We start from the raw sequence: 22,011 nt of genomic DNA on the forward strand, positions 1-22,011 counted from the left end.
GACGACCGGGATCCGTCACGGTCGGCCACGGAGGATTCGGTAAGGATCTTTCGGATTCACCCCATCGTGAGTCGAATGGGTGTTCGATCGCCGGTAGACTCGTCACCGGGTGAAAGCGAGCGGAGACTCGCGATGCTGGGGTGTTGGTCGATGTCGAACGGGATGCCGTACGTGCCCGTCGAAGAGGAAGGAGCGGCTCACATGACGCGTGAAGGCTGAAGCCGGATCAACGCGCTGTGGGTGGCGGTCGCGCACGGGCGACTAGTCCAGAGGGAGATCGAAGGCGACGAGTGTGCCGAGACTCGGTGAGGAGTTGATGAAGAACTTCCCGCCGGCGGTGTCGGCGCGTTCGGCCAGGTGACGCAGGCCCCGGGTGGCGACGCCTTGGGGCACGCCGGATCCGTTGTCGCGCACGCGGAGTTTCACGCCGTCGCGGTCACGGGTCAGTGACACGCGCGTCTCGCTCGCGCCGGAGTGGCGGACCACATTGGACAGTGCTTCGCGCAGTGCCGCGCGGATGTGGTCGGCGCTCGCGGCGGGGATGTCGGCGAACTCGCCGGAGAGCTCGAGGGTCGGCGGGTAGCCGAGGAGTTCGCCGGCGATGCGGACTTCACCGCGGGCGGACTCGGCGAGGTCGGTCGGTGTGCCGATGTCGTGACGCGGCTCGGGTGAGCGCAAGGCTCGCACGGTGCCGCGGATTTCTTCGATGGTCTGGTCGAGCTGGTCGATGGCGTCGGACAGCCGCGCGCCGTCGGCTTGGGCGAAGCGCTTGCGCATGTTGCGGCGCACGCGGTCGAGTTGCATGCCGGCGCCGTAGAGGCGTTGCACGATCACGTCGTGCAGCTCGCGGGCGATGCGTTCGCGCTCTTGGTAGAGCGTCACGCGGTGGCGGGCGTTGGCGCCCTCGGCGAGCGCGAGCACGACGCCTGCCTGTGCGGCGAACGCCACGAGCATCTCGACGGTCCCCGCGGAGAACGGCTCGCGGCCCTGCAGGCGGTAGACCGTGAGGGCGCCCAGGACCCGGCCGCCGGAGCCGAACGGTGCGGCGGCGAAGGGGCCGAAGCCACGCAGCTCGTCGGGCACGAAGGGTGCGGTGCGCGGGTCGACGACGAAGTTGTCGCTGACCACCGGCTCGCCCCCACGCGCGACGCGGCCGGCGGCGGAGTCGGCGGGCAAGGTCAGGCCCTGCAGCGCGCGGCCGGCGCCGCCGGGGTCAACGGCGGCTTCGACCACGACCTGCCCGTCGTCGGCGCTGACCATGGCCAGGCCGAGGTCGGCGTCGGCCAGCTCGGCGGCGCGGATCACGACGGTGTCCAGCACGGCCTCCGGGTCGTCCCCGGACAACGCGGTGCTGGTGATCTCGGTGGCAGCGGACAACGCCCGCGCGGCAAGTGTCGGGTCCATGAGCAACACCGACCCTAGCGCGTGCTTGCGGCCCGGACCCGGAATCGTGACCGTCACCAATCACCCCTCGCGGCCGGTACCGCTTGCTTCTCGAGCACCTGGCCGCCGCGGACCTCAAGGACGACGTCGGCGTCGAGCTGCTCGTCGAGGCTGTGGGTGACGTGCACGACGGTGCGGCCGGCGAGCTCGGCACGCAGCGTGGCGCGCAGGGCGCGAGCGGTCCGTTCGTCGAGGTGCGCCGTGGGCTCGTCGAGCAGCACGAGGTCGGCGGCCGGCGCCGCCAGCAACGCCCGTGCCAGCGCGACGCGCTGGGCCTGGCCACCGGAAAGCCCGGTGCCGGCGCTGTCGAGCACAGTCGCCACGTCGAGCTCCGGCAATTGCGCCAGGTCGAGCGCCCGGCGGACGTCCTCGTCGGTCGCCCGCGGATCCGCGAGCCGCAGGTTCTCCGCCACGCTCGTCGACACCAGCGTCGCCTCCTGCGGCGCCCACGACACCCGCCCGGGCACCGCGACCTGCCCCGCGCGCGGCTCCAGGAACCCCAGCAACGCCGCCACCAACGTCGACTTCCCCGCCCCGCTCGGCCCCACCACGGCGACGTAGGTTCCGGGCTCGATGTCGAGCGTCACGTCGGTGAGCACGGTTTCGCCACCGGGCCAGCCGAGGTCGGCGTCACGAAGCCGCACGGCGCTCGGTCCTGGCGCGGGCGCGTCGCCGACCCCCTTCCCGGGGCGCGCAGCACGGCCGAACGGCGCCGGCTTCGACGCGATCGTGGTCTTGCGGCGCTGCCGCTCTTCGCCGGCTCGCACTTGCGCCAAACCTCCCGCGCTGGCGGAGTTGGCCTGTGCCGAGGCGGACGCCAGGTGCAATCCAGCCGACCGCAGTGCTTCGCCGGGCAGCTCCGGCTCTGATCCGGCAGCTGTGTCGAGGTCGCCCAGGCGGAGGCGGGCAGCGCGCAGCGTGTCCCAGTGGGTAGCGGCCGGCGGCAGCAGCGAGAGGACTTCGGCGAGGGCCAAGGGGACCAGCGCCAGCAGTGGAGCCATGACCCCCGACAGGTGGCCGGACGCGACGGCCGGCGCGGCGAGCAGCGTGCTGCCCACGGCAGCGGCCCCGGTGGCCAGGACGATCAGGGCGTCGGCCGCGCCGGCTCCGAAGGCTTGGCGGCGGGTGGCGGCGGTCAGCCGGGCGTCGGTCGCGAGCAGCGAACGGCGGCGCGCGGTCGCGGTGCCGTAAGCGATCAGCTCGGCCGCCGAGGTGAACAACACGAGGACCCGCGCGGCGACGTCGCGGCGCCCGGCGGCGAGGGCGGCCGTCGCGTGGCGCTCGGCCAGGAGGGCCAGCCGGGGCGCGACGAGACCGACCACCACGGCCGCGGCGAGGAGCAGGCCGGCGGACGGAAGGACGACCGTCTGCACCGTGATCGCGCCCACGGCGACAAGCCCGACGACGACCGGCGGCGAGACCACGCGGGGCAGCAGGTCGCGGATGGTGTCGACGTCGGTGACAAGGCGGCGCTGGCCCTCGCCGGCCGCCAAAGCGCGCGCCGGGCCGAGGCGGACGAGCGAGTCCCACAGCCGGACGCGCAGCCGCCCGGCGATGCGGAACGCGGCGTCGTGCGTGACAAGACGTTCGGCGTAGCGCAGAGCCGCGCGCCCGAGCCCGAACGCGCGCACGCCGACGACCGCTACGGTCAGCGTCAAGATCGGCGGCTGCAACGAAGCCTTCGCGATCAGCCACCCCGAAGTCGCCGTGAGCGCAACGCCCGCCAACAGCGCCACGGCACCCAGCACGGCTCCGAAAAACAGCCGACGGTCGAGCAAGAACCGCCACGGCACCGGCCGACCGGACCCCACCGTGCTGGCGGACGTGGTGCCGGACAACGGCTTCTCATCCGCCACCGCCACCGCCGCCGACCGCTCGTGCGCCGCGATGATCGCCGCCGCCCCACCCGCCACGGCCCGCTCGACGGCGCCCATCACGCGCCGGGCGTTGACCTCGTCGAGGTGGGCCGTCGGCTCGTCGAGCAACAGCAGCCACGCGCCCGCCCGCACCTTCACCAACGCCCGCGCGACCGCCACACGCTGCCGCTGCCCCAACGACAACTGCCCGACGGGCCGGTCCCCCAACCCCGACAACCCGAGCTCCGCCAGCACCACATCGACAACATCAGCCGCGCCGACCGAGGCAGCACCGACCGCGCCGGCTTCTTCAGAGCCAACCTGGGCGGCTCCGACACGTCCAGCCGCACGCACCGCAGACCCAACCACGCCCGAGCCGACAACGGAGTCACCTGCAGGCGAATCGACGAAAACCGGGGCCGAGCCGAGCCCGGGGCCAGCGCCAGCCGCGCCCGCCACCTCCTCACGAACGGTCCCGCCGCTGAACACCGGCGACTGCGGCACCCACGCGACATCCGCGCGCCAGCGGTCCACATCCACCGAGGCCAGGGGGACGTCGCCGAGGGTGATGGTGCCGTCGTAGGTGGGGAGGAAGCCGAGGAGGGCGGCGAGGGTGGTGGATTTGCCGCCGCCACTGGGGGCGCGGAGCCAGGTCGTTTGGCCTCGGCGCGCGGAGAACGAGGAACCAGCCGGGGCGAAGCCGCCGCGGCGGGCGATGCTTAGGTTGGACACAGTGAGTTGTCCACGGGGCGGAACGCGCGTGCCGAAGTGCGGGGCCGGCTCGGCCAGGACGTCGGTGACGCGGCGGACCGCCTCGACGCCGTCTTCGCTGGAGTGGAAAGCCGCGCCCACCGCGCGCAGGGGCTGGTAGCACTCGGGGACCAGGATCAGCACGCCGAGCCCGATGGCCAGGGGCAACGAGCCCGACACCAGCCGCACGCCGATCACGACCGCGACCAGGGCCACGGACAACGTGGCGACCAGTTCGAGCACGAAAGCCGACGAGAACGCGACCCGCAAAGTCTTCAACGTCGCGCGGCGGTGGCGTTCCGAGACGCGGGCCACGGTCGCCGACTGCGCGTCCGCGCGGCGGAACGCCGTGAGCACCGGCAGAGCGCGCACCAATTCCAGCAGCAGCCCCGACATCCGGTGCACGGCGTCCGTCGCGCCTGCCACGCGGTCGGCCGTGAACTTGCCGACCAGCACAGCGAAAACCGGCAGCAAGGGCACCGTCACCAGCACGATCACCGCCGACGGCCAATCCATCCACAGGATCGCCGCGCCGGCCGCGAGCGGGACCACCGCGGCCGTCACCAAGGCCGGCAAGTATTCGCGGAAGTAGGCGTCGAGCGCGTCCAAGCCGCGGGTCACGAGCTCCGTCAGCGAGGCGTCGCCGCGACGGGCCAGCCACTCCGGGCCCAGCCGCAGAGCGTGGGAGACGACGCGGGCGCGCAGGTCCTGCTGCGCCGTCGCCGCGGCGCGCGCCGAGACCACCCGCACCGCCCAGCCGGTGAACGCCCGGCCCGCGACGAGCGCGAACAGAGCGGCCAGCTGGGCGGTGCGGCCCCCGATCCCTGTGGAGACGATGGACGCGAGCACGTCGGCCAAGAGAAACGCTTGCGCCACAAGGAAAACAGCGTTGGCGAACGAGAGCGCCGCCACGAGGAGCAGCGCCCGGCGCGCGGCCGGCCCGAGAGCCGAGAGCGCGCCGAGCGGCCCCTTGCCCGGCCGCACCTGGTCCACTGTGGACCTCGGGGCGGAAAGGGTGGTGCGGCCGGGAAGCGTGATCACGGTGCGTGCACCGCCGGGATGTGCTGGACGCCGATGCGCCTGCGGAAAACCCAGTAGGTCCAACCTTGGTAGATGAGCACAGCCGGCGCGCCGAACGCGGCGACCCACGTGATCACCTTCAGCGCGTACGGGCTCGCGGCGGCCTGTGCGATGGTCAGCGAGTTGGCCGGATCCCCCGTCGACGGCAGCACGTTCGGGTACAGCGCCCCGAACATCGTCACCGCGGCAGCCGCGATCACCACGCCGAGCGCGGCGAACGCCTGCCCGTCGCGGTCCGCGTGCAGCCGCAGCCACGCGACGATTGCGGCAACCACGCTGACCACAAGCGCGACCAACGTCCACCCCTGCCCAGCGCGTAACTGCACCACGATGAGGAACGCGACCAGCGGCAGCAACGCCACCGGCAGCAGCCGCAACGCCAGCACCCGCGCCCGTTCCCGCATCGAGCCCGACGTCTTCAGCGCCAGGAACGCCGCCCCGTGCACCAGCGAGAACCCGACCACGGCGAGCGCGCCCAGCAGCGTGTCCCACCGCACGGCCTCGAACGGCGTGCCGACGCGGTTGCCTTCGGCGTCGAGCGGCAGCCCGAGCACGGTCGTCGCGAGCAGCAGCCCGACACCCAGCGGCGGGATCCACGAGCCGACCATGATCACGCGGTCCCACGTGCGCCGCCAGCGTTCGGAGTCGACCTTGCCGCGGTACTCGAACGCGACCCCGCGCCCGATCAGCGCCAGCAGCACGAGCAGCAACGGTAGGTAAGCGCCCGAAAACAGCGTCGCGTACCAATCGGGGAACGCCGCGAACGTGGCGCCGGCCGCGACGATCAGCCACACCTCGTTGCCGTCCCACACCGGCCCGATGGTGTTGACCATGACGCGCCGCTCGGTGTTGTCGCGCCCGAGCACGGGCAGCAGCATCCCGACGCCGAAGTCGAAGCCCTCGAGGAACAGGTACCCGAGCCAGAACAGCGCGATGATCCCGAACCACACCAGCTGGAGCGTTGTCATAACTCATCCCCAAAATCGCCCTGAGTTATCCACAACCCATCGAGTTGTCCACAGATCAGCTGTGGGTAACTCTCGTGGGTGATCGGGTGAACACTCTGGGTCCAACCCAACGAAACAGCACCCACCGAGTCAGTAAGCGAACGACAACGTGTCATCCGAACCCGCCTCCCCACCGTGAGCAGGCGGCGGCAGAACCCCTTCGACCCCACCGCGGATGTACTTGCGCATCAGGAACAGCTCCACCACGCCCAATCCCAGGTAGAGCACCGTGAGCGAGATCAGCGACGTCCACACCTCACCCACCGACAGCTTCGACACCGCCTGCGCCGTGAACATCCACATGCCCTCGACGCCCGTCGGGTTCGGCGCGACCACGAACGGCTGACGCCCCATCTCCGTGAAGATCCAGCCGGCGCTGTTGCCGATGAACGGCGTCGCGATGCCCGCGACCAGCAGCAACGGGAACCAGCGCCCGCTCGGAATCCGGCCGCGGCGCGTGAGCCACAGGGCCAGCAGACCGATCCCCGCCCCGATCGCGCCGAAGCCGATCATGGCCCGGAATCCCCAGTAGGTCACCGGCAGGTTGGGCACATAGTCGATCGGCTTGCCCGCCAGCGGCCCCAGGTCGGGGTCGTTCGGATAGTTGGTGCCGTACTTCGCCTGATACTGGCCGATCAGGTTTTCCACACCCGGCACCTCGGTGGAAAAGTCGTTGTGCGCGAGGAACGACAGCAGCGCCGGCACGGTGAACGTCTTCACGTCCTCACAGTTGGCCCCCGCGACGTCACCGATCGCCAGGATCGAGAAGCTCGCCGGCTTCTCCGTGTGGCACAACGCTTCCGCCGACGCCATCTTCATCGGCTGCTGCTGGAACATCAGCTTGCCCTGCGTGTCACCCGTGATGGCCAGCACCGCGAACGCGGCGATCCCGACCCAGCCACCGAGCCGCAGCGACGCGCGCCAGACGTCCCGGTGCACCCCGGCGTCCGAGTCCGAGTCGGAACGACGCCGCCACAAGTGCCAGCCCGCCACCCCGACGAGGAACGCCGCCGCCACCGAGAACGCCCCGGCCAGCGTGTGCGGGATCGCCGCCAGCGCCGTGTTGTTGGCCAGCACGGCGAAGATCGAGTTCATCGTCGGCTTGCCGTTCACGAACTCCACACCCACCGGGTGCTGCATCCACGAGTTCGCGGCCAGGATGAAGTAGGCCGAGGCCATCGACGCCAGCGAAAACGCCCACGCACACGCCAGGTGCACGCGTTTCGGCAGCCGGTCCCAGCCGAAGATCCACAGGCCGAGGAAAGTCGACTCCACGAAGAACGCGACGAGCCCCTCCATCGCCAGCGGCGCGCCGAACACGTCGCCGACGAAGCGGGAGTAGGCGCTCCAGGTCATCCCGAACTGGAACTCCTGCACGATCCCGGTCACCACGCCCATGGCGAAGTTGACCAGCAGGAGCTTCCCCCAGAACTTGGTCATCTTGAAGTAGCGCTCGTTGCCCGTACGCACCCAGGCGGTCTGCATCCCCGCGACGAGCACCGAAAGTCCGATGGTCAGCGGGACCATCAGGAAGTGGTACACGGTGGTGATGCCGAACTGCCACCGCGCTAGCTCAAGGACATCCACGTACCCGAGCTAACTCCGCCCGCGCGGCACCGACCAGTTCAACACGTCCCGAAAAACGAGGGACCAACGTCCTGAACCCGGGAAACGCCCACGTCAGGCGTCCCGGGCACATCTGTCCACTGTGTACCCGAAAGGGATCTACCGGGTCTGCTCCACCACCCACGACAGATACCGCGGGCTCCCGCCGACGAGCGGGGTCACCACGATCTCCGGCAGGGCGTAGGTGTGGCGCACGTTCAGGAACTCCTCCAGCGCACCCGAGCGGTCGGCCGCCGTCTTGCACTCGACGCGCCACTCGTAGTCGGTGCGCACCTTGCCCTCCCAGCGGTACACGCTCGTGATCGGCCCCACGATCTGGGCGCAGGCGGCGAGCCGCGCCTCGACGGCACTCGTGGCGATGTTCCGAGCGGTCGCTTCTTTGTCGACAGTGGTGGTCACGACCACGTGGTCAGCAGGCATGACCCGCACCGTACCGCATCCGCAAAACAGAATTCGGCATGCCGAAAACTATATTCAGGAACCCCAGCGGAAGCTATTCAACAAACCTCACGGGGCAATTCGCAAACCCGATCAACTTGCGGCTTTCTGAACACCTCCTTTATCGTTGAAGTGAAAGGGGTGTCCACCGGCTCATGTCTCCCGCAATCATCGCTCTCATCAGCGCGTTCGGCCTGGTCCTGGCAGTGGAACTGCCTGACAAGACACTGGTCGCGACGCTGGTGCTGACCACGCGTTTCCGCGCGTGGCCGGTATTCGCCGGGGTGTGCGCGGCATTCGCGATCCAGTGTGTTATAGCCGCGGCGTTCGGCCACGTGCTCACCCTTCTTCCGGAAACCGCGGTTTCACTGCTCGTGGCCGCGATGTTCGGTATCGGCGCCTTCATGCTCCTGCGCGAAGGATTCAACGAAGCCGACGAAGCGGCCGACGACGCCGCACGCCTCGGCGCGGCGCCGAAGTCCTTCCTGCGCTCCGCGCTGACGTCGTTCGGCGTGCTCTTCGCCGCCGAGTGGGGCGACGCGTCGCAGCTCGCGACGGCGGGTCTCGTCGCGCGGCTCGGCAACCCGTTCGCGGTCGGGCTCGGCGCGTTCGTCGCGCTGGTCTCCGTGGCCGGGCTCGCGGTGTTCATCGGCGCGAAGATCCGCAGCCGCATCCGGCCGAAGCTCATCCAGCGCGTCGCGGGGTTCGTGTTCGCCGGATTCGCCGCGTTCGCCCTGGTCCAGCTCGCCTTCCGAGCTGGCTGACCACAGAGACTTCACAGGAACACGAGGTAGCCTCCCCGGAACCAGTGGATGAGGGCAAGGTGAATCCGCGATGACGCGGGGAGCCTTGCCCTTCGCCATGACCACCGAGGAGTGCCCCCATGTCGAAGGCCGTGCCCGCCGCCGTGTCCCCCGTGCACGGCCGGCTCGCGCTGGCCGGCATGGCGCTCGCGGTGGCCATCGCGGCTGACCTGCATCTGCGACTGTCAGCGCAGGTCAGCCCGGTGTGGCAGACGCTGTCGGAGTACGTCTACGGCCACCTCGGCGGGCGCTCGGCCGCGCCGCTGTTCAGCGCGATGTGCCTGGCGCTGGCACTCGGTTCCGTCGCGCTGCTGGCCGGGCTGGTGAAGGCCCGCCGCTCGCCCGCGGTCGTCGTACTGCTCGGCGTGTGGTGCGCGGGCCTCACGATCTGCGCGACCGTCCCCGTCGACCCCGACGGCCAGGCCCGCACGTTCGACGGCCAGCTCCACAACGGCGCCGCCATCACCGCGTTCCTGGCCCTGCCGGCCGCCGCGTGGCTGCTCACGCGCCGCGGCACGCCGAAGTGCCCGTGGGAACCGCGCCGCAGCACGATCCGCGGCCTGGCCGTCGCCAGCGTGGCCAGCGTGCTGATCGTGCTCGGCGGGTTCGTCTTCGAGCTGATCACCGGCCCCGCGCAGCAGGAAGTGACGCTGGGGTTGTTCGAGCGGTTGCTGTTCTGCGTGGACCTGGCGCTGCTGCTCACGATGGTGCGACCGCTGCTGGCGGCCGCGCGCCGCTAGGCGTCCGGACCCACCAGGATCGGCTCGACGCCGTGGCCGGTCAGCCACCACGACTCGTACTGCCGGTCCGGCCCCACGCGCAGCTCGGCGCCGCCGTCGAAAACCACCGCCAACGTGCCTTCCTCGGGCACCGCCACCTCGGTCACACGCTGGCCGAACAGCGCGAGCACCGGCGCCAGGGCCGCACCGCTGCCGGGCTCCAGCTCGTGGCTCACGCCCTCGACGTCACGCAGCACGAACGACGTCTCGAGCACCAGCTCGGCGTCCACCCGCGGCTCGTCGGCCGGGTCCGGCTGGTCGACCAGCGAGAGGCGCACCTGGTAGTCGAACGACGTCCGGCGCACTTCGCAACCGACGAGCTCACTCGGAACGTTCACCTGGGCACCTCCGCGACGGCTCCTCGGCAAGCCGCCCCCTTTGCTCCACGAGACCATATTCCAGCACGCCACGCCGCACTACGCGTCGGTTCGGAGCACCTCGGTCAGCTTTCCGGCCGCCGCGACGACCTGAGGACCCACCGCGGCGGCGTCCAACGGCTCCAACGACACCACCCCGACGCTCGCCCGCAGCCCCGGCACCCCGCGCACCGGCGCGGCCACGCCGGACGCGCCCGCCTCCAGCTCGCCCGTGGACGCGACCCAGCCGTCGCCCCCTGGCCGCAGGGACATCGCCCGGCCCGCCGCGCCCGCGCTGAGCGGATGACGGCTGCCCACGCGATACGCGACGTGGTAACTCGTCCACGACGGCTCCACCACCGCCACGGCCTGCGCCTGGTCGCCCTGGGCCACGGTGAGGTGCGCCGTGACCCCGACCTTCTCAGCCAGCTCCCGCAGCACCGGCCGCGCCGCTTCCCGCAGCTGCGGGAGCACCTGCCCGGCCAGCCGCAGCAGGCCGACCCCGAGGCGCACCTTCGTGCCGTCGCGCCAGATCAGGCCGCGTTCGGACAACGGCACCAGCAGCCGGTAGACGGCCGCGCGGCTCGCGCCGATCGTCACGGCCAGCTCGGAGATGGTCGCCGCCTCCTCGCCCGCGTCGGCCACCGCCTGCAGCAGGGCCAGGCCGCGGTCGAGAGTCAGCGACCCCTCCCTGCTCACAGCAGCTCGAGCTCACCCAGGTCGGCCACCGGCTCGGCGAACGACGCCGCCGCGTAGGACGCGAAGAGCTCCCGCACGGCCTTCGCAGCCGGCTCGGACAACGCGCGGGCCTCGTCGGCCAGCGCCTTGCCGTCGGTGGACTCCAGCGCCTCGCGCACGTCGCCGCCCGAGAGGCAGCGGGCCGAAGCGACGATCAGGTTCAGGAAACCGTGGTGCGTGAAGCCCGACTCCGGATCGGTGTGGCGGACGGCGCGATGCAGGCTGTTGGTGGCCTTGAACGACGCGCCGGGCGCGCCGCTGACCACCGACATGAAGTCGGCCACCTCGTCGACGCTGGGGAAGTTCTCCCCCGCCGGCCCGCCGCAGCGGATCTTCGGCCAGCTGCCGTGCTCGATCACCTTGCGCACGCCGTCGAGCCAGCCGACGCCGCGGCGCGGCTCGACCACGCGGATCACGTCCTCGGGCACGAACTCCGAGACGCGCTCCAGCCACACCTCGTCGACGTCCGACGGCGCCGGCATCTCGACCATCCGCAGCGACAGCAGCTCGCTGCGCGACTCGACGATCGAGATGGCCTTGGGCACGCCGCCGAGCCCGGTGTCGATGATCAGTGACAAGGGCAGCGGCTCCTTCGGCTTGATCTTGATCAACTCGGTGATCAGCTCCGGCAGCCGGGAGGCCTGGCAGAGGAAAACGCCCAGTACACCGGCGTGTTCACCCGCCCGCGACTCGTAGTGCGCTCGCAGGGCTTCGGGCATGGCCGCGTCCGAGGGCGGAAAGAGCGCCGAGTCGTCGACGAGCCGCGCGAACAGGGGAGGAATTCCACGGGGGCCGGGGGGCGTGAGTTCCACAGCGCTTGACACGAATGACACGCTAGTAGCGTACGACAAAAGGACAAAATTGTTCGTTCTGCGGACACCTCCAGAGGAGTCACCCATGCCCTTCTACCGGCGAGTAGGCGAGGTCCCCCACAAGCGGCACACGGCCTTCCGCAAGCCCGACGGCGGCCTGTACGCCGAAGAGCTGATGGGCGTCGAGGGCTTCTCCGCCGACTCGGCGCTGCTGTACCACCGCGGCCTGCCGACGGCGATCGTCGACGCGGTGGCCGTACCAGAAGACCGCGGCGGCCTCGTGCCCAACCACCCGCTGAAGCCACGGCACTTCAAGACGCCCGAGCTGAAGTTCGGCGCGTCCGCCGACGCCGTGACCGACCGGCGGCGGCTGTTCGGCAACAACGACGTGACGATCGGCTTCGTCGTCGCCACCGCCCCTTCGCCCCTGTACCGCAACGCGGCGGGCGACGAGCTGTTCTACGTCCAGGGCGGGTCGGCTGTCTTCGAGACGATCTACGGGGCGCTGGAGGCCTCGGACGGCGACTACGTGGTGATCCCGACGTCGTGCACCTACCGCGTGGTGCCGCGCGGCGAGGTCCGCCTGTACGTGCTGGAGGCGCGCGGGCACATCGGCCCGCCGAAGCGCTACCTCTCGGCGAAGGGCCAGTTCCTGGAGCACTCGCCGTACTGCGAGCGCGACGTCCGGGGACCTGTCGCGCCACTGCTCGTGGACGGTTCCGACGTCGACGTGCTCGTGCGCCACCGCGCCGGCCTCACCCGCTACACCTACGCGACGCACCCCTTCGACGTCGTCGGCTGGGACGGCTGCCTGTACCCGTGGGCGTTCAACATCGACGACTTCGAGCCCATCACCGGCCGCGTGCACCAGCCGCCGCCCGTGCACCAGACGTTCGAGGGGCCGAACTTCGTGGTGTGCTCCTTCTGCCCCCGCAAGGTCGACTACCACGAGGACTCGATCCCCGTGCCGTACAACCACGCGAACGTCGACTCCGACGAGCTCATGTTCTACGTCCGCGGCAACTACGAAGCCCGCCGCGGCTCGGGCATCGGCATCGGCTCCCTGTCGCTCCACCCGTCGGGCTTCACACACGGCCCCCAGCCGGGCGCCGCGGAGGCGTCGATCGGCGCGGAGTTCTTCGACGAGACGGCGGTGATGGTGGATACGTTCGCGCCACTGGAGCTCGGGGAAGCGGCTTCGGCTTCCGAGGACGAGGCTTACGCGTGGTCGTGGTCGGGGAGAGGTCCGACAGGGTCCTGAAAGCGGACGGCGCCGGTCCAGACGTGGCTCGGCAGGCCGGCTCGGGAGCCGGTGATCCACAGCTTTCCGGTTGCGGCGATGTCGAGAGCCGCGGCAAGGGACACGCGGGGCACTTCGAGGGCCACTTCGGTGCCGTCGGGGCGAGTGGCGCGGGCTTGGAGACTGAGCCGGTCGCGCCTGAAGGTGATCACGGGCTCGAGTTCCAGTTCGGTCCACTCCCGGGCGCGGGACGGCCGGATCGAGGCCACTGCCGCAATCGCCGTCGAAAGGACCGTGAGCACGCCCAGGACGGCCGTCAGCGGGGCCAACAGCCGGTCTGTTGTCGGGAACGTCAGCCACGCGACGACGTAGAGCGCGGAGATGACCGCCATCCCCGCGAGGTCGGTCCACTCGCGGCGTTTGCGGAGGGCTTGCAGCGGTGCGGCGTCGGGCGTCGTGGCGGGTTCCGCTGGGCGTGCTCTGCGGCCGGGTGGTCTGTCGCCGATCCGGGCCGGGACGAGTCCGGCGTCGGTCGCGGGCACCAGCACGGCGGCCCGGTTGCCGCTATGCAGCAACCACGCCTCCCGGCGTTGGGCGAGGACTTCGGCCCCGTGCCGCGGTGCCCTGAACCGCACCCAGCGCCCGTCCGGCAGCGCGAAGCCGACTGCCCGGCCGATCACGACGTCGCTCACCTCGACGCGCTCGAACGCGCCGGCCAGCAGCGGCTTGAGTCGACGCTGCCTCGCCACCGCCGCGGCTTTCAAGGCGACGTTCCCGCCGAAGAAGTAGGCGAGCAGCACCGACTCGGGCACCGCCTGGTCACCGCGCACCACGAACACGGCGGCGACCAGGAACAGCGCCACGGCGTAGGCGAGCTGCCGCACGGCTCCGCGGTGCATGGCCCTGAGCAGGTCGCCGAAGAGCGGCAGTTGGTCGGCAGGGAGGGCGGGGTCGGGTTGCCAGCTGGACATCGAGGCCCCTCGTCACGCTTCGTCGAGCTGGAAGCGGATGCGGCTGGCCCTGCGCCCGAACTGCGGCCGGACCAGACTGCCGGTTGTCCACAGGCTGCCACCGGAGGCGAATTCCAGCGCCAGCACGAGGTTCGACCTCGGCACCACGAACTTCGCCGACGAACCGTCGAGCCGGACCGCACGTCCTTCGACTCGGATTCGGCGATCGGCGATGGTGATCCCCGAGCCGGGCTCGACCGATAGCTCGGTCCACTTCCGCGGTCTCCGCGAGCTGAACGGCTGCAGGAGGACGACGAGGGCCAGGAAACCCGAGCAAAATGCCGCCAGCCCCAGCACATCAGCCGTGAAGGACCGGTCTCCGGCCGGATAGCCCAGTCGTACCCAGATGAGAAGCGCCGTGGTCACGGCCAGCACCGCGATCAGCGTTGCGCCCCGGCGAACGAGCGAGGAGCGGCGGAACTCTGCCCAAGCGTCGGGCGCGGGTTCGGGTGGCGGCGTACCGCCGACGGGCGGCGTGTCCTTGATCCGGCCTCGCATCATGCCGGTGCCGACCACGAGAAAAGACGCGCGGTCACCTTGGCGGAGCACCCACAACCGCGGCTGAGCGGTCACGATTCCGTGCTGCTTCCGGGACGAGCGGCGGATCAACCAGCGGCCGTCCGGCAGGCGGACACCGATCTCACGTCCTGCCACCTCGACACCGCCGGGCATGAGGTCGACTCGTTCGAAAGGCTTGGTGTACCTCGGCTTGGTGCGCTGGAGAACGATGAACTGCCCAGTCCGCAGAAGCAGGAAACCGCCGAAGAGGTAGGCCAGCAGCACGGCTCTTGCAGTGTTTTCGTGACCGGTCACGATGAGCGTGGCCGCGCCCACCACGAGCGCCACGGCCACGCCCAGGCCTCGCGCGACTCGGCGACGCGCGGCGGGCAAAGCCTCGCTGAAGAGCGGCAGTTGCTCGGCGGGGATGGTGGGATCGGGTTCCCAGCTCGGCATCGGAAACTCCTACTTGGCGTGGGTTTTGACGAGCTTGAGCCGGACGTTCCCGCTCCCGGGGAAGCCGGGCGTGCCGGCGCGGGGGACGCCGGGGCGGGCGTGGCCGTAGATCCAGAGGGTTTTCGAGGCGGCGGTGATGCGGGCCGTTGACGCACCGGCTTTGGCCCAGTCGATCCGGGCGGTGCGGCCGTCGGGCATTTCGACGAGGTCGTTCTGCGCCGGTAGCTCCGTCCAGCTGTCGCGGCGGAGCGTGCGGCGGATGCCGAGCACGGTGAGGCCTCGGAGGATCGCCACGAGCGGGGCGGCCGCACCGGCGCCGGCGGCAAGGGCCGCCGTCAGGACGGCGGGCCATCCGGCGGATCGGTGCTCGAAGACGCCGACGATCGTCCAGACGGCGAGGGCGGCCGCGACGGCGGAGAGTGCCAGATTCCGGAACACCGGCCGGAGCAACACGACCGGGAGCTCCGCGGCGCCGGCGATCGGCTCGTCGTTCAGGTGCCCGAAGCCGGCCGCGGGTGCGCCCGGCAGGGCGACGATCGCGCGATCACCGTTGCGGATCAGCCACAAGCGCCGCTGGCCGGCGAGTTGGGTGCGGCTTCCCGCGGACAGGGTGAAGTGGAGCCAGCGTCCGTCGGGCAGCCGTGCGGCGACGCCGATGCCGGCGAAGAACAGCGCGATCCCGCCGAGCGTCATCACCGTCGCGACGAGCGTGCGGCCCACGGCTCTGAGGACGAGCTTGCGGTCGGCGCCGCGTGGCAGGTTCACGGCCGGCGTCTTCGGATCCGGTTCCCAGACACGGATGGTGTCCGTTTTGTCGACCATGTTCTCCCCGGGTGGCGGTACTGATCACCGGCTATTCGCCACTCGCGCGGGGTGCGTTACGGATCGGGTCTTCCCTTCTTGACGGAATTCAGGTTAGGCTCACCTAAGTAGGAGGTGACCCGTGACCGAGGCCCCGACATCCGTCCGCCGCCCGCCCGCGCCGAACCCCGCCGAGCGGGCCAAGACGATCGCGACGCGCAACGGACCGGCGACGATCATGCCGACCGTCGAGCGCACCGATTGCGAGGCCGAGCGCGTGGTGCCTGTGCTGCACCACGTGCACCACAGCGGCAGCGTCAGCATCCTTCTGCCCGACGAGCACCCGATGGTGCGCACGTCGCGGCAGGCTCAGCGCGGCGAGCTCGCCGTCATGGTCGAGCTCGCCGACCACGCCCCGGTGGAGCTGCGGGAACCCATCCGCGGCCTGCTGTGGATAACCGGGTGGCTCCGGCCGCTCTCGGCGGTTTCGGCGCGCGCCCGCGCCGTGTCGATCGCCGAGCAGCGGCCGGACGAGCGGCTCCTGGACGTCGGCCACGGCCTGACGCTCCTGCGGCTCACCCCCGCGTCCCTCGTCCTGGCCGACGCGGAGGGCACGCACTCGCTGCGGCCGCACATGTTCAGCGCGGCGCCGCCGGATCCGTTCCACAGCTACGAGGCCGAGTGGCTGCGCCACCTGGAGAGCGACCACTCGGACGTCGTGGAGCAGCTCGCGCAGCACCTGCCGCCGGGCCTGCAGCACGGGCGCATCCGCCCGCTCGGCCTCGACCGCTACGGCCTGCGCCTGCGCGTCGAGTCCGACACCGGCGACCACGACGTGCGCCTGGCGTTCTCGGAGCCGATCGACAGCCCGCCCAAGCTGGCCGCCGAGCTCCGCCGGCTGGTCGGCTGCCCCTTTCTCCGCCAGCAGCACCGCTCCGACTGAGTCCCACCTCGTGGGGATGGTTCGTCGGCCATCCCCACGAGGACATGTCGAGTGATCCACCTGTGGACAACTCGCGTTCATCCCCATGAGGACAGCCCGGCACCTGTCCCCATGGGGATGAGTTGTGCCTGGGGACAACTCATCCCGCTGGCTGGGTCCGACCCAACCAGCAGAAACTGGCCACACACGACAAAGGCCGGCCCCACCTCAGTGGAGCCGGCCCGGTCGCGGCAAGCGCGAAACCTCAGTCGTCCGCCAGTTCCGGCGGGAAGCCGCCCGTGGCGATGGGGCCCCAGCGGTCGATGGTGATGCGGATGAGGCTCTTGCCCTGCTTGCGCATGGCTTCGCGGTACTCGTCCCAGTCGGGGTGTTCGCCGGAGATGCTGCGGAAGTAGTCGACGAGCGGTTCGACGGAGTCGGGCAGGTCGATGACCTCGGCGGTGCCGTCGACCTGGACCCAGGGGCCGTTCCACTCGTCCGACAGGACACAGACCGAAACGGCAGCCGAGCGCCGCAGGTTCGCGGCCTTCGCCCGCTTCGGGTAGGTCGCGATCACGATGCGGCCCTCCGCGTCGACGCCGCACGTGTTCGGGGAGAGCTGGGGCCGCCCGTCGGCGCGGGTGGTGACCAGGATCGCGTGGTGGCGGGGCTTCAGGAACTCGACCAGCGCGTCGCGGTCGACCTTCGTGTTGGTGGCGATAGTCCGAGGCATACCCCGAAGGTAGCGTGCGCTCATGAGCACGACAGAGCGATCGGGCATCAGGTCCTGGCTGCTGCCCCTTCCGCCCGATTCGCCCGCCCCGATCGTGGACGAGAAGGAGCGCCGGGCCGTCAAGTTCGAGCTGGTGCTCGTCTTCGGCATCACGCTCGGCCTCTCCGGCGCACGCAGCCTGCTGTCCCTTGTGGACTCACTGCTGCGCCCGGTCCCGCTGGCGCAGCAACAGGTGCAGCTCAACGTCCCGCAGGCCGCCGCCAGCCTCCTTGACCTGCTGCAGCAGGTGCTCAACGCGCTGCAACTCGTCAGCTGGGGCGTGCTCGGCCTGTACCTGCTGTGGCGCGCCGGCCTCAAGATCCGCGACATCGGCCTCGACCGCCGCTCCCCCGGGTCCGACGCACTGATCACCCTCGGCCTCGCCGCCGTGATCGGGATTCCCGGGCTGGGCCTGTACTTCCTCTCCTACCACCTCGGCTTCAGCCTCGCGGTGCAACCGTCCACATTGGGCGACACGTGGTGGCGCCCGATAGCACTCACGCTCTCGGCGTTCGGCAACGCGTTCGCCGAAGAAGTGCTCGTGATCGGTTACCTGCTCACGCGGCTGCGGCAACTCGGCGTGCGCGAGAACAATTCGCTCGTGGGCGCCGCGGCGCTGCGCGGCTCGTACCACTTGTACCAGGGGTTCGGCGGGTTCGTCGGCAACTTCGTCATGGGCCTGGTGTTCGGCCGCATCTGGCAGCGCACCAACCGGCTGTGGCCGCTGATCGCCGCGCACACCCTTTTCGACGTGGTGTCTTTCGTCGGTTATTCACTCCTGAAAGGCCATCTTTCCTGGCTCCCCTGACGCGCGCTCATTAGGCTCGACCTCGTGAACGACGTGACGGCACCGCCCAGGGTGGACAGCGAAGTCGGACCCCTTCGTGCAGTTCTCCTGCACCGGCCGGGAAACGAGCTCAAAAGGCTGACGCCCCGCAACAACGACCAGCTCCTCTTCGACTCCATCCCGTGGGTGGCCCGGGCCCAGCAAGAGCACGACGCGTTCGCGGAAGTGCTCCGCGGCCGCGGCGTCGAAGTGCTCCTGCTGGCGGACACCTTGCGCACGGCGCTGGAGGACAGCCGCGCGCACACCGCGGGCGTCCACGCGGCTGTGGATGAACTGCGCCTCGGCGCCGACCTCGCCGATTCGCTGCGCTCGCACCTGAGCGGCGTCGACGCGAACACGCTCGCCGAGGTCCTGATGGCGGGCATGACGTTCGAGGAGCTGCCGTCGTCGGAGGGCTCGTCGCTGGTGCGGATGATGCGCGACCCGCACGAGTTCGCGGTCGACCCGCTGCCGAACCTGCTGTTCACGCGCGACTCGTCGGCGTGGATCGGCGACCGCGTGGCAATCTCGTCGCTGACCATGCCCGCGCGGCGGCGCGAAACGGCTGTGCTGGACCTCGTCTACGCCTACCACCCGCGCTTCCGCCACGCGGCGCGCGCGTACGGCGCCCACTCCGCGCCCATCGAGGGCGGCGACGTGATGCTGCTGGCCCCGGGCGTGCTGGCCATCGGCGTCGGCGAGCGCACCACGCCGGCGGGCGCGGAGTCGCTCGCGCGCTCGGTGTTCGCCGACGGCCTCGCGCACACCGTGCTGGCCGTGCCGATCGAGCAGACCCGCGCGACGATGCACCTGGACACGGTATGCACGATGGTCGCGGCCGACGCCGTCGTGATGTACCCACTCGCGCGCGATTCACTCACCGCGTTCACTGTGCGTCCCACCGGCGACGGCGGGGTGAAAGTCGCGGGGCCGGCGCCGTTCTTGAGCGCCGCCGCCGAGGCGATGGGCATCGACCGCCTGCGCGTGATCGACACGGGCCTCGACCCCGTGACCGCCGAACGCGAGCAATGGGACGACGGCAACAACACCCTCGCGCTGGCCCCCGGAGTCGTCGTCGGGTACGAGCGCAACTTCGAGACCAACGAACGCCTGGCCGACGCCGGGATCGAGGTCCTCGCCATCGCCGGATCCGAACTGGGTTCAGGTCGCGGCGGCCCGCGCTGCATGTCGTGCCCAATCGTACGGGACACGATATAAAGCGAAGTTAGCCTTCCCTAAATGAGTGGAATCAATTAAGGGAAGGCTAACCAAAATAAGGGAGTATTTCTTTAGGAATGGTAACCCTAATAGGGTGGAGATCACCAGGTAAAAGTGGAAATTAATCGGGAGTTGTCGTACCGTCATTGGCATGGCCCTCACGAAGAAAGAACCGCGCTCGAAGTTCTACGAACTGCTGCAGGCGCAGATCCAAAACGAGTTCCACGCGTCCCAGCAGTACATCGCGCTGGCGGTCTGGTTCGACAACGAGGACCTGCCGCAGCTCGCGAAGCACTTCTACAAGCAGTCCGTGGAAGAGCGGAACCACGCGATGGCGCTGGTGCAGTACATGCTCGACCGCGACCACCACGTAGAGGTGCCGGGCGTCAAGGACGTCCGCAACGAATTCTCCGCCCCGCTTGAGCTCCTCGAGCTCGCGCTGGAGCAGGAGAAGGAGGTCGCCGCCGACGTCTCCGCGCTGGCGAAGGCCGCGCGGGCCGAAGAGGACTACATCAGCGAGCAGTTCACGCAGTGGTTCCTCAAGGAGCAGGTCGAGGAGATCTCCCAGATGTCCACGCTGGTCACCGTCGCGCGCCGCGCGGGTGACAACGTGTACGAGATCGAGAAGTTCCTCCACCGCGAGGCCGTCGGCACGGCCTCCGCGGACGCCGGCATGCCCCCCGTCGCGGGCGGCGCTCTGTAAGGCTGCCGTTCAACCGGCCAGTCAGCGGGCGCTGTCACCATCAGGCCAGCCATCGCGGAGCCCGGGTTGTCCCCTTGTGGACAACCCGGGCTTCGTCGTTTTGTCGGCACGTGAGACGCGCGGGGCACCGGGGTCATGCCGCTGGCAGTCGGCTTGCCGGTTCAGTCGCTAGGTCCGACCCACCCAGCCGTCCACAACGCCAGGCCAATCCCGAGCACCAGCAGCTCTGCGCGCATCCGGGCCGGGGTTCATTGGGTTCGACCTACCCACCTATCCACAACGGCGGCAGTCGCCGGCAGCTCGTTAGGTCAGGCCCATCGAGCCGTCGCCAGCTGTGCATAAAGGGCCCGGACAGAGAGGAACCCGGGCTCTCCCCCTGTGGATAGCCCGGGTTCCTCGGTCGGCGCCCGGCTCAGCCGGCGCAGGTCTGGTTGACGGAGCGGACGTCGAGGCTCGAGACGGAGCCGTCGTCGGCGAGGGTGAAGTGGTAGGCGCCCTCGTCGCCTGTCGGTGCTACCAACCCGTCGGAGGCCTGGGATGTTCCCGGGTACGCGGCGGTCACGTCCTCTTTCGCCGAGCCCTCGCCGACGCCCTCGGGCGTGTGGGCGGCGCCGTCCGGTTTCACGACCACCACGCCGGCGTCCGGCGAAACCACGGCGGTCGCGGCGGGGACGCCCTCGCCGGCGACGTCGTAGTAGGTGCAGCCGGCTGATTCCTTGACCTGCGTCAGCGTCAGGCCCGAGTCGGTCAGCTGCTCCTCGGTCATCCCGAGCTTCAAGACCCCGAGACCGTCCGCCGTCAGCAACGGTCCCTTCGTGACCTTGTCCGGCGCGTCACCCCGCGTCGCCGGCGGTGGTGAATGCCGGTTCGGCGGAGCCGACGAGACGTGCGACGGCGCGACCGGCGGGGCAACAGGCGGATCTTCGGCCGCCGGCGGTGAGGCCGCCGTAACCGGCGCGACCGGCGGCGGAGCGGACACGTTCGGCACCGTCAGCCGTGAAGCCGTGAGGTCGGCCGTGCCCGTCGTGGCCTGGAACTTGAACACCACGAGCCCACCCGACACCAGCGCGAGCGCGCACACCGCCCCGGACGCCGACATCAGCACCTTCCGCCGCTGCCGACGTCGTCGCGCACCGGCCATGATCGCCGGAGCCGCGTCGGCCGGCGGCGCGACGCCGAGCCGGTCGTCGGAAAAGAGCGTGCGCAGCCGCTGTTCGAGCTCGTCCTCGGAGACGTTCAACCCGCTTCGCTCCCTTCTCCGTGCTTCAGCTTCGTCCGCAACGAAGCGATGGCCTTGCTGGCCTGGCTCTTCACCGTCCCCTGGCTGACGCCGAGCGCTTCCGCGATCTCAGCCTCGGACAGTCCTTCGTAATAACGCAGCACCACCACCGCTCGTTGCCTCGGCGGCAGATTTCGCAGCGCCTGCCACAGCGGCTCGTGCTCGAACGGGTCGTTCGGCGCACACGGGCTCGTGTCTGGCAGGTCCGCGACGAGGTTCTCCCGACGCGTGCGTCTCCACCGGCTGACGTGCGCGTTGGCCATCGAGCGCCGCACGTACGCGAGCGGGTCGCCCGTCTTCTGCTGGACGTAGGACCAGCGTGAGCCGATCTTCTCGAGCACGGTCTGCACCAGGTCGGCGGCGTCGTGCGGGTTGCCGGTGAGCGCGTGGCCGTAGCGCAGCAAGCCGGGCAGGCTGGCTGTGACGAAGTCACCGAACTCGGCGAACACCCTGGGCTCGGCCGCCGCGCGCGCGTCCGGGATCCACGTCGGTTCTCCCCCCGAGATGACAGGTGCCGCTGCCGTCACCAAATCGCCCCCTCCCCGGATGAGATCGCCGCGCACCGCGTCCTCGTCATCCCCCACACGCATGGCAGCCC

At 70.3% G+C, this 22,011-nt stretch carries 21 protein-coding genes; 7 read left to right on the plus strand and 14 right to left on the minus strand.

Annotated elements, in window-relative coordinates; all coding sequences use genetic code 11:
* Window positions 1–261: 261 nt before the first annotated feature.
* The 5 genes from AB0H62_RS05940 to cutA all read right to left on the minus strand — a co-directional run bounded on the left by AB0H62_RS05940 (window position 262) and on the right by cutA (window position 8,182).
* Window positions 262–1,404 (minus strand): GAF domain-containing protein, encoded by a 1,143-nt coding sequence (locus AB0H62_RS05940; protein WP_220245563.1) that lies wholly within the window; start codon window positions 1,402–1,404, stop codon window positions 262–264.
* Window positions 1,405–1,457: 53 nt separating this feature from the next.
* Window positions 1,458–5,042, minus strand: coding sequence for an ATP-binding cassette domain-containing protein (locus AB0H62_RS05945; RefSeq protein ID WP_360584679.1), 3,585 nt, complete (start codon window positions 5,040–5,042; stop codon window positions 1,458–1,460).
* A 44-nt stretch (window positions 5,043–5,086) separates the two neighbouring features.
* Complete coding sequence (gene cydB / locus AB0H62_RS05950; RefSeq protein ID WP_360584374.1) at window positions 5,087–6,097, minus strand: cytochrome d ubiquinol oxidase subunit II; 1,011 nt, start codon at window positions 6,095–6,097, stop codon at window positions 5,087–5,089.
* A gap of 129 nt (window positions 6,098–6,226) precedes the next feature.
* The gene (locus AB0H62_RS05955; RefSeq protein WP_220245560.1) at window positions 6,227–7,723 is read right to left on the minus strand and encodes a cytochrome ubiquinol oxidase subunit I; all 1,497 of its coding nucleotides are present in this window, start codon (window positions 7,721–7,723) and stop codon (window positions 6,227–6,229) included.
* 138 nt (window positions 7,724–7,861) lie between these two features.
* Window positions 7,862–8,182, minus strand: a complete 321-nt coding sequence (cutA, locus tag AB0H62_RS05960) for a divalent-cation tolerance protein CutA (RefSeq protein ID WP_220245559.1) — start codon at window positions 8,180–8,182, stop codon at window positions 7,862–7,864.
* 173 nt (window positions 8,183–8,355) lie between these two features.
* Between cutA and AB0H62_RS05965 the strand changes: the two genes are divergently transcribed.
* Together AB0H62_RS05965 and AB0H62_RS05970 are read left to right on the plus strand one after the other, a co-directional pair.
* On the plus strand, window positions 8,356–8,964 hold the full coding sequence (locus AB0H62_RS05965; protein WP_360584376.1) for a TMEM165/GDT1 family protein: 609 nt from the start codon (window positions 8,356–8,358) through the stop codon (window positions 8,962–8,964).
* 119 nt (window positions 8,965–9,083) lie between these two features.
* On the plus strand, window positions 9,084–9,743 hold the full coding sequence (locus AB0H62_RS05970) for a DUF998 domain-containing protein (RefSeq protein ID WP_220245557.1): 660 nt from the start codon (window positions 9,084–9,086) through the stop codon (window positions 9,741–9,743).
* Here AB0H62_RS05970 and AB0H62_RS05975 read toward each other — a convergent pair.
* The 3 genes from AB0H62_RS05975 to AB0H62_RS05985 all read right to left on the minus strand — a co-directional run bounded on the left by AB0H62_RS05975 (window position 9,740) and on the right by AB0H62_RS05985 (window position 11,688).
* A complete protein-coding gene (locus AB0H62_RS05975; RefSeq protein WP_220245556.1) occupies window positions 9,740–10,120 on the minus strand; it encodes a DUF6188 family protein in 381 nt (126 codons plus the stop codon). The two genes, AB0H62_RS05970 and AB0H62_RS05975, sit on opposite strands and share 4 nt — an antisense overlap.
* 78 nt (window positions 10,121–10,198) lie before the next feature.
* On the minus strand, window positions 10,199–10,837 hold the full coding sequence (locus tag AB0H62_RS05980; protein WP_220245555.1) for a helix-turn-helix domain-containing protein: 639 nt from the start codon (window positions 10,835–10,837) through the stop codon (window positions 10,199–10,201).
* Window positions 10,834–11,688 (minus strand): hypothetical protein, encoded by an 855-nt coding sequence (locus tag AB0H62_RS05985; protein ID WP_266118434.1) that lies wholly within the window; start codon window positions 11,686–11,688, stop codon window positions 10,834–10,836. Before AB0H62_RS05985 ends, AB0H62_RS05980 begins: the two co-directional genes overlap by 4 nt.
* Window positions 11,689–11,773: 85 nt before the next feature.
* Here AB0H62_RS05985 and AB0H62_RS05990 point away from each other — a divergent pair, with 85 nt between their 5' ends.
* Complete coding sequence (locus AB0H62_RS05990; protein ID WP_360584379.1) at window positions 11,774–12,949, plus strand: homogentisate 1,2-dioxygenase; 1,176 nt, start codon at window positions 11,774–11,776, stop codon at window positions 12,947–12,949.
* Here the strand turns inward: AB0H62_RS05990 and AB0H62_RS05995 are convergent.
* From AB0H62_RS05995 to AB0H62_RS06005, 3 genes are read right to left on the minus strand one after another with little or no spacing between them, the layout of a single operon-like run.
* On the minus strand, window positions 12,907–13,899 hold the full coding sequence (locus tag AB0H62_RS05995) for a hypothetical protein (protein WP_360584381.1): 993 nt from the start codon (window positions 13,897–13,899) through the stop codon (window positions 12,907–12,909). The two genes, AB0H62_RS05990 and AB0H62_RS05995, sit on opposite strands and share 43 nt — an antisense overlap.
* Window positions 13,900–13,911: 12 nt before the next feature.
* Window positions 13,912–14,892 carry a hypothetical protein gene (locus AB0H62_RS06000; protein WP_360584383.1) on the minus strand — a complete coding sequence of 327 codons (981 nt, stop codon included), beginning with the start codon at window positions 14,890–14,892 and terminating at the stop codon, window positions 13,912–13,914.
* Between the two features lie 9 nt (window positions 14,893–14,901).
* On the minus strand, window positions 14,902–15,714 hold the full coding sequence (locus tag AB0H62_RS06005) for a hypothetical protein (RefSeq protein ID WP_360584384.1): 813 nt from the start codon (window positions 15,712–15,714) through the stop codon (window positions 14,902–14,904).
* A gap of 121 nt (window positions 15,715–15,835) precedes the next feature.
* Here AB0H62_RS06005 and AB0H62_RS06010 point away from each other — a divergent pair, with 121 nt between their 5' ends.
* Window positions 15,836–16,636 (plus strand): DUF2470 domain-containing protein, encoded by an 801-nt coding sequence (locus AB0H62_RS06010; RefSeq protein ID WP_360584386.1) that lies wholly within the window; start codon window positions 15,836–15,838, stop codon window positions 16,634–16,636.
* Between the two features lie 244 nt (window positions 16,637–16,880).
* On the opposite strand, the gene AB0H62_RS06015 is transcribed toward AB0H62_RS06010, so the two are convergent.
* Complete coding sequence (locus AB0H62_RS06015) at window positions 16,881–17,348, minus strand: PPOX class F420-dependent oxidoreductase (protein WP_220245549.1); 468 nt, start codon at window positions 17,346–17,348, stop codon at window positions 16,881–16,883.
* 22 nt (window positions 17,349–17,370) lie between these two features.
* On the opposite strand from AB0H62_RS06015, the gene AB0H62_RS06020 reads away from it, so the two are divergent.
* The 3 genes from AB0H62_RS06020 (at window position 17,371) to AB0H62_RS06030 (ending at window position 20,134) form a co-directional block, all read left to right on the plus strand.
* Entirely contained in the window at window positions 17,371–18,195 is an 825-nt protein-coding gene (locus AB0H62_RS06020; RefSeq protein WP_220245548.1) for a CPBP family intramembrane glutamic endopeptidase, read from the plus strand.
* A gap of 51 nt (window positions 18,196–18,246) precedes the next feature.
* Window positions 18,247–19,431, plus strand: coding sequence for an arginine deiminase (locus tag AB0H62_RS06025; RefSeq protein ID WP_220247281.1), 1,185 nt, complete (start codon window positions 18,247–18,249; stop codon window positions 19,429–19,431).
* A gap of 151 nt (window positions 19,432–19,582) precedes the next feature.
* Entirely contained in the window at window positions 19,583–20,134 is a 552-nt protein-coding gene (locus tag AB0H62_RS06030) for a ferritin (RefSeq protein WP_360584389.1), read from the plus strand.
* Window positions 20,135–20,546: 412 nt separating this feature from the next.
* On the opposite strand, the gene AB0H62_RS06035 is transcribed toward AB0H62_RS06030, so the two are convergent.
* Window positions 20,547–21,374 carry a hypothetical protein gene (locus AB0H62_RS06035; protein ID WP_220245546.1) on the minus strand — a complete coding sequence of 276 codons (828 nt, stop codon included), beginning with the start codon at window positions 21,372–21,374 and terminating at the stop codon, window positions 20,547–20,549.
* Window positions 21,371–22,003 carry a SigE family RNA polymerase sigma factor gene (locus tag AB0H62_RS06040; protein WP_220245545.1) on the minus strand — a complete coding sequence of 211 codons (633 nt, stop codon included), beginning with the start codon at window positions 22,001–22,003 and terminating at the stop codon, window positions 21,371–21,373. Before AB0H62_RS06040 ends, AB0H62_RS06035 begins: the two co-directional genes overlap by 4 nt.
* Window positions 22,004–22,011: the final 8 nt, after the last annotated feature.

Origin of the sequence: Amycolatopsis sp. NPDC050768, assembly GCF_040654155.1 — a bacterium.
In the GTDB taxonomy this organism is placed as follows: domain Bacteria; phylum Actinomycetota; class Actinomycetes; order Mycobacteriales; family Pseudonocardiaceae; genus Amycolatopsis.